This is a genomic window from Hydrocoleum sp. CS-953, assembly GCF_002260545.1.
Taxonomy (GTDB): domain Bacteria; phylum Cyanobacteriota; class Cyanobacteriia; order Cyanobacteriales; family Microcoleaceae; genus Trichodesmium.
The window spans coordinates 1-3,575 of record NZ_LGSU01000542.1; the positions used below are offsets into that span (position 1 = coordinate 1).

Consider the following 3,575-nt stretch of genomic DNA (forward strand, 5'->3'; position numbering starts at 1 on the left):
TATTAGATATCTCCCACTCATCCAATCATCAAATCAATTATTACCCATTTTTTATCAATTTATTATCCCTCAGACCTATTTTCTGGAGATACCTTCAGGGATTCTATAGAGAAAAACTCCAGAAGTATTTAGATGTATGAATACCTTGTTTTACTAAAACACGAGGAGTATACAGCAAATCCGAACAATTCTTCCCATATCCTTATCACCCCATCACCTCATCTTAGTGAAAAACCATTACGCGAGCAGGACTACCCTGTTTTTAAAGTTACTGATGTACAGTTGTTTTTTCTTTTCCATGTTGGCTTTTCCCTACAACCTAAAATCCTAAAACTTTGTACCTCAACTCTAATAACAATTTCTATATATTAGATTCATTTGTAGAATCTACTGATTTTGTGAAATAATTATCTATCCAGTTCATAATCAGAATTAATAAACCCAACATACAGGCAGAATACATATCTCCACCCCATCCATCATGTAACCAATGAAAAGCTTCATCTTTACCTGTACCATGAAAAATTGTTAGTACAGTGTTTCTGACAATATTTGCAGTGACACTAACTGATACTGTACTAACGAGTAAAAAAGTTGTCTTAGCACGACTTGCTATAGCTCCAGTCCAATAAAGTAACATTAGAGAAACATAGATACTGGTAAATAACATTTTTAATCCAGCACAATGGGGAGCAACTTCGACAATTCTATCCCCGACATATAAGTATATTTGTTCAACAGTAACCTCCATGTTCAACTGAGTTAAAATAAACCCGGCAACTGCAGCAATAAATTTCTGTAGAGGTAAGGCATAGGGTTCAATTAAGTAGGGAATATAATTAGGACTAGCAAGCAAAATAAATAGTAATGGCATACCCATTAATTTTAAACCTGGTATTCCTTTAAACCAAAGGCAAATTCCTGCCAATATTATCGGAAAAGATAAGTTTATTAAGTCTGGAATACCACTGATATACCAAACTCCTCCAATTCCTAATAATACTGCTCCTAAGGGGTGAGAAATATTTGGCAAGTTTTGCCATTTATGGCGATTATTCCAAACAATATAACTAGCAAAAGGTAAACCTATTATTCCATGACTAAAATATTCATGTTCTATACTTATGCTTTTATTGAGCCATCCATTATACCAATAGATTATTAATGGAGCATACATCAAAAAGATTAGGGCAGCGATGGCTATTGTTAGTAAATTTTGCTCAATAGCAATAGGAAATTTTCGATGGCTTTGCATATTTTTTAGTTATATTGATTGTAATTAAAACATTTAACATTTTAGACTATATCTTTAATTAAAAGATATACAGCATATTGGAAGTCAATTAAGTTAAGTACAGATATTAATTTTAAAATTCTTGTGGGTTGGGCATCTTGCCCGAACTTATGTACTTAACTCAGATCAAATATNGTTTTATACCATTTCACTGTCCATAAGTCGGAAATAGTTTTACAACCTGGAGTGTAAAATAATTCCCGGCAATACTTGTGAGTTAAAAGTTGAAGCCAATAGTATCTATTTTTTTTTGATTTTTTACTTTTTACTTCCGTGAAACGGTATAGATGATATTTTTCAGAAAACACCCTGAACTTTAAAATCAATTAAACCAATAGTTACTAATTGATAATTTGACTAATTGTCTCGGCAACTTGATGAATTTGTTCTTCACTAATTACAGGATACATAGGTAAAGATAAAATCTGTTCACTCAAAGTTTCACTGTTAGGAAAGTCACCTTGTTTATAGCCTAAGTTTTGGTAAGCTGGTTGGAGATGACAGGGTATAGGGTAATGGATACCTACTGAAATACCTGCGACTGTTAATTTCTCTTTTAGGGTATCGCGGTTAATCGGAGATTTGTCAGTGACTCGAATCACATATAAATGATAAATATGCCCACTACCACTAACATTCTTTATGGGAGTAATACCTTTCTCTTCCATGGGGCTGAGGAGGTTATCGTACTGTTGGGCCGCTTGGTTGCGATCGCTATTCCAACCTTCTAAATAAGGAAGCTTGACATTAAGTACAGCAGCTTGTATTGTATCAAGTCTACTGTTTGTGCCTACTTCCTCATGGACATATTTACGGGGCGCTCCATAATTGCGGAGAGTTCGCATTTTACTTGCCACCTCTGGATCGGAGGTAATAACAATTCCTCCATTACCAAAGCAACCTAAGTTTTTACTAGGATAGAAGCTAAACGCAGCAGCAGTTCCTACACTTCCAGCACAATATCCTTCTCTTTCGGCTAAATGAGCCTGGGCTGCATCTTCAAATATAATTAGGTTGTTAGCTTGAGCAAAGTCTTTTAGTTCACTAGGAGCTACCATTTGACCATAAAGGTGTACTGGCAATATTGCCTTGGTTTTGGATGTGACAGCTTTTTGAGCAGCTTCCCAGTCAATTAACGCAGTTTCAGCATGGCAGTCTACTAGCACTGGGGTAGCACCAGCATAAAGTACCCCAATTAAAGTGGCAATAAATGTATTAGCTGGTAAAATTACCTCATCTCCTGCACCAATACCACAAGCTTGAAGTCCAAGTGCTATAGCATCTGTACCACAAGCAACTCCAATGGCATTTTCTACTCCACAAGCTGTAGCGAATGAGGACTCAAATTTTTCTACTGCTTGACCAAGTATAAAATCTCCTCTTTCTAATACTTCCTGAATCGAATTTTCTAATTCACTTTTAAGTGGTTGATGTTGGAGTTTGAGGTCAACGAAAGGAATATTTTTTGGCATACTCTACATATAATATCTATCGGTTGTTTGGAAACCCGTCAGCTTTAGCTATGGTCTGAAAAACCTTCGGCGACTTCTATCATATTCTCCTTAAGAGAGGTTAACCAACTCAAAAGTCAGAAGTTAGAAGTTGTTTTTGTCACGGGGATGGGTGAGTAACCCTCCAAAAACATTTCACCTTAAAAGGCGGGGTTTGGGGTTTTAGACCCAATTATTCTGATTAATGCTTTTGGGTATTGCTTTATACATTAAGTTGGCTTAATTAGTATGTATAAGATAGCACAAATAACTTCTGGAAATGATCGGGGCATAAGATTATCGTCTACCAATCTATAAAATCTTGCTACAAATAAGTCTTTTATTGATCATGATTATCCATATAATCTAGTGCTACACCACGAGAATTATCAGGGATAAAGACTATACCCAATTTTTATAACGTCAAACATCTTTAGCCTGTCAAGTTGCCTTCGTGGACTACTATAAATTACCAAGTAGAACCTATAAAGTCTATTTTTTTCTATAGATTCCAAATGGGTTCTATTTAAAAATAGAGGGATAGATGTGGAGATGGGGTCATTTTTCTAGCTTTTTGCCCTATTTTATATTCTCGATCTCCTCACTTCTGACTCCTGGCTCCTGACTCCTTTGCCAAAAACTCGTACCTTTGCTCATATTCCAAATGGCTTCTATATTTATCTTGTTTGAACCAAGATTTATCCTCTAAATGATGTCTCTTGGCCTAAGTTATATAATCTTAATAATATTTTATATGTATTATCTAATAATAGAATTTTAAAAATGTTACG

2 protein-coding genes are annotated in these 3,575 nt (G+C 35.2%); both read right to left on the reverse strand.

Annotation, left to right across the window (positions count from 1 at the left end):
• Positions 1 to 361: 361 nt before the first annotated feature.
• Positions 362 to 1,255, reverse strand: coding sequence for a cyanoexosortase B (crtB, locus tag AFK68_RS05705; protein WP_094671948.1), 894 nt, complete (start codon positions 1,253 to 1,255; stop codon positions 362 to 364).
• A 380-nt stretch (positions 1,256 to 1,635) separates the two neighbouring features.
• Positions 1,636 to 2,766 carry a DegT/DnrJ/EryC1/StrS aminotransferase family protein gene (locus tag AFK68_RS05710; RefSeq protein WP_094671949.1) on the reverse strand — a complete coding sequence of 377 codons (1,131 nt, stop codon included), beginning with the start codon at positions 2,764 to 2,766 and terminating at the stop codon, positions 1,636 to 1,638.
• Positions 2,767 to 3,575 lie beyond the last annotated feature (809 nt).

Excerpts from the sequence above, each read along its gene's own strand:
- crtB (WP_094671948.1), bottom strand. The coding sequence starts at position 1,255 with ATGCAAAGCCATCGAAAATTTCCTATTGCTATTGAGCAAAATTTACTA.
- AFK68_RS05710 (WP_094671949.1), bottom strand. The coding sequence starts at position 2,766 with ATGCCAAAAAATATTCCTTTCGTTGACCTCAAACTCCAACATCAACCA.